This window comes from Streptomyces sp. NRRL S-495, from assembly GCF_000966955.1.
Classification (GTDB): Bacteria; Actinomycetota; Actinomycetes; order Streptomycetales; family Streptomycetaceae; genus Kitasatospora; species Kitasatospora purpeofusca.
Genome location: NZ_JZWY01000877.1, coordinates 1 through 4,257, shown reverse-complemented (window position 1 = coordinate 4,257; position 4,257 = coordinate 1). Strand labels below are relative to the sequence as shown.

Sequence of the window (4,257 nt, the reverse complement as noted above, 5' to 3'; positions counted from 1 at the left end):
GACGCGCCCTAGTGTGATCATCGGCAGGACGGATGCTCCTGCCGTGCTGAGAACAACGGGGGTGCTGATGAGGCTGCGTCGACGATCCGTCGCGGTCCTGGTCGCGGTGGCGAGCATGCTGGGCGGCGGGAGCGCCGCCGCACCGGCGGCGGTGGCCGCCGCCGTCCAGCCGGTGGACGCGGGGGCGGGCCCGCAGGCGCGGGCGGTGCTGAACTGGCTCGCGCAGCTGCCCGACCGGGGGCTGCGGAACAGGACGGCGTCCGGATTCTTCGCCGGGTACAGCGGCAGCGCCGCGCCGGAGTCGGGCAAGGACTTCGCCACCCAGTACCGGGACGTCACCGAACTGGCCGACCGGACGGGCCGGTTCCCGGCGGTGCTGGCCTGCGACTACGCGAGCGGCTGGAACGCCGACGGGGTGCCGACCGCGATCGACTCGGGCTGCGACACCGAACTGATCGACCACGCCGGTCGCGGCGGACTGGTCTCGGTGAGCGTCCACCTGCCGAACCCGGTGGCGGGGGCCGCCTGGCGGACTCCGCTGCCGCAGCCGGCCTTCCGTCAGCTGTCCGACCCGGCCACCGCCGCCGGCCGGGCCTGGCGGGCCGAACTCGACGACGTCGCGGCCGGGTTGAGGCGGCTGTCCGACGCCGGGGTGCCGGTGCTGTTCCGCCCGTTCCACGAGATGAACGGCGACTGGTTCTGGTGGGGCCACCAGGACCCGGCCGACTTCGCGGCACTGTGGCGCGGCACCTACGACTACCTCACCACCGCCAAGGGCCTGCACAACCTGCTGTGGACCTACGCGCCGAACTGCGGCTCCGCCGACCCCACCGCCTACTGGGTCGGCCGCGCCTACGCCGACGTGGTCGGGCTGGACTGCTACACCGCCGACCCGTCGGCGATCACCGGCTACGAGAAGCTGGTCGAGCTCGGCAAGCCGTTCGCGTTCACCGAGATCGGCCCGGGTTCGGGCGCGGGCGGCACCTTCGACTACGAGCTGTGGGTGAAGGCGCTGCACGAGCGCTTCCCGCGCACCTCCTACTTCCTGGCCTGGAACAACGAGTGGAGTCCGGCCCGGAACGTCAACGGCGCCAAGCTGATGAACGACCCGTGGACGGTGAACCGGGGCGGGGTCGACCTCGCCGCCGCCCCCGCGGAGAACCCGCCGGTGGTCCACCAGGACTTCGAGAGCGGCACCCAGGGCTGGAGCGGCTGGCACCTCGCGGCCGGCCCGTGGCAGGTCACGGAGTGGTCCGCCCGCGGCAGCGGCTCGCTCAAGGCCGACGTGGACCTCGGCACCGGAGCCGCCTACCTCAACAAGGTCGGCCCGCTCGACCTCTCCGGGGACACCGAGCTCAGCGTCGACGCCCGCACCGCGCCCTGGGGCGACCAGGCCGGCGGCACCCGCGCCAAGCTCTACGTGCGCACCGGCACCGGCGACGCCTCCAGCTGGACCTGGACCGACTCGGGCGCCGTCACCGTCGACACCAAGTCCACCCGGCTGGTCCTCGACCTGACCAGGGTCCCGGACCGGGCCCACGTCCGCGAGATCGGCGTCGAGTTCGCCCCCGCGGCCGGGGCGAGCGGCCGCTCCGCGGTCTACCTCGACGACATGCGGCGCGGCGGCCTGCTGGCCGGCTTCGAGCACGGCACCGAGGGCTGGTCCGGGTCCGGCGCGGCGGCCGGGCCCTGGGCGGTCGCCGACGAGGGAGCGGCCGAGGGCCGCGGCGCGCTCAAGGCCGACGCCGAGCCCGAGCGGGGCGCCGTGCAGCTCCGGCGGACGGCCCCCGTCGACCTGACCGGGGCCACCGTGCTCACCGTCGCCGCCGGCACCGCGCCCTGGGGGCAGCAGGCGGGCGGCACCACCGCCACGCTGTATGTGCGCACCGGTACCGGCGACGCCTCCGGCTGGACCTGGACCGGGAGCCCCGCCGTCACCGTCGGCCCGGACGGGCGGACCCTGCGGCTCGACCTGGCCGGGGTGCCCGACCCCGCCCACGTCCGGGAGATCGGCGTGGTGTTCACCCCCGCCCCGGGTGCCACCGGCCGCACCGCCGTCTACCTGGACGCCCTGCGGAGGTGGAGCTGACCCGGTCGGCCCGGCCCGGCACGATCCCCGGACGCCCCGGACCCCGCCACCGCGCGGGGGCCGGGGCGTCCGGCCGTGTGCCGTCCGGTCGGCCCGGTGGCCGGAGGCGCCCCGCGTGTTCTGCCCGCCGTACGGTCCCGGGTGCGGGACCATACGGGCGAAAGGGCAGAAAACGACTAAGGACGAAGGGGCGGACATTGTCCGGCAGCGAGAGCGAGAACCCAGCAATTCCTTCCCCCACCCCCAAGGCGACCGGGCCCAGGACCAACCGTGACTGGTGGCCCGAGCAGCTGGACCTCCAGGTCCTGCACCGGCACTCGCCCCTCTCCAACCCGATGGACGAGGACTTCGACTACGCCGCGGAGTTCGCCACCCTCGACGTCGACGCGCTGAAGCGGGACGTCGTCGCGCTGATGACCGACTCCCAGGACTGGTGGCCCGCCGACTACGGCCACTACGGCCCGCTGTTCATCCGGATGAGCTGGCACGCCGCCGGCACCTACCGGATCTCGGACGGCCGGGGCGGCGGCGGCAGCGGTGCCCAGCGCTTCGCGCCGCTCAACAGCTGGCCGGACAACGCCAGTCTGGACAAGGCCCGGCGCCTGCTCTGGCCGGTCAAGCAGAAGTACGGCCGGAAGATCTCCTGGGCCGACCTGCTGGTGTTCACCGGCAACTGCGCGATGGAGTCGATGGGGTTCCGGACCTTCGGCTTCGGCTTCGGACGCGAGGACATCTGGGAGCCCGACGAGATCTTCTGGGGCTCCGAGGACACCTGGCTCGGCGACGAGCGCTACACCGGCGACCGCGAGCTGGCCAATCCGCTCGGCGCCGTGCAGATGGGGCTGATCTACGTGAACCCGGAGGGCCCCAACGGCAATCCGGACCCGCGGGCCGCCGCCGTCGACATCCGGGAGACCTTCGCGCGGATGGCGATGAACGACGAGGAGACGGTCGCGCTCATCGTCGGCGGCCACACCTTCGGCAAGTGCCACGGCGCCGTGGACCCCTCCTGCCTCGGCCCGGAGCCCGAGGGCGCCCCGATCGAACAGCAGGGCCTGGGCTGGCGCAGCACCTGCGGCAGCGGCTCCGGCGCCGACGCCCTCACCAGCGGACTCGAAGGCGCCTGGACCACCGAGCCGACCCGCTGGGACAACGGCTACCTGGACAACCTGTTCCGCTACGACTGGGAGCTCACCACCAGCCCGGCCGGGGCCAAGCAGTGGAAGCCCACCGACCCGGCGGCCGCGACCGCCGTGCCGGACGCGCACGACCCCGCGAAGCGGCACGCCCCGATGATGCTGACCACGGACCTCGCCCTGCGCCAGGACCCGGTCTACGAGGCGATCTGCCGACGCTTCCACGAGCACCCCGACCAGCTCGCCGAGGCCTTCGCCAAGGCCTGGTACAAGCTGCTGCACCGTGACATGGGCCCGGTGTCCCGCTACCTCGGACCGTGGGTGCCCGAGGCCCAGCTGTGGCAGGACCCGGTCCCCGCCGCCGACCACGAGCCGGTCACGGACGAGGACATCGCCGCCCTCAAGAAGCGGATCGACGACTCCGGCCTGGGCGTTCCCCAGCTGGTCGCCACCGCGTGGGCGTCGGCCGCCGCCTACCGCGGCACCGACATGCGCGGCGGCGCCAACGGCGCCCGGATCCGGCTCGCGCCGCAGAAGGACTGGGAGGTCAACGACCTCCCCGAGGTGGCCGACACGGTCCGGCGGCTGGAGGAGATCCGGCGGGACTTCAACGCGGCGCAGGGCGGCGACAGGCGGATCTCGCTCGCCGACCTCATCGTGCTGGGCGGCAACGCGGCGGTCGAGCGGGCCGCGCACGCCGCCGGGCACGCCGTGACGGTCCCGTTCGCCCCGGGGCGCACCGACGCCTCGCAGGAGCAGACGGACGTCGAGGCCTTCGCCGTGCTCGAACCGAGGGCGGACGGGTTCCGGAACTACCTGCGGGCCGACGAGAAGCTGTCGCCGGAGACCCTGCTGCTCGACCGGGCCGACCTGCTGACGCTGACCGCGCCGGAGATGACGGTCCTGGTCGGCGGCCTGCGGGCGTTGAACGCCGGTTTCCGGGGCTCCCGGCACGGCGTCCTCACCCACCGGCCGGAGACGCTGACCACGGACTTCTTCGTCAATCTGCTCGACATGGGGACGGAGTGGAAG

The 4,257-nt window shown here is 73.9% G+C and carries 2 protein-coding genes; both read left to right on the top strand.

Annotation, left to right across the window (positions count from 1 at the left end; all coding sequences use genetic code 11):
- Positions 1-2,089, top strand: a 2,089-nt coding sequence (locus tag VR45_RS35410) for a glycosyl hydrolase (RefSeq protein WP_234326469.1), incomplete at its 5' end; no start/stop codon positions are given.
- Positions 2,090-2,286: 197 nt separating this feature from the next.
- On the top strand, positions 2,287-4,257 hold a 1,971-nt coding region (gene katG / locus VR45_RS35405), incomplete at its 3' end, for a catalase/peroxidase HPI (protein ID WP_045944025.1).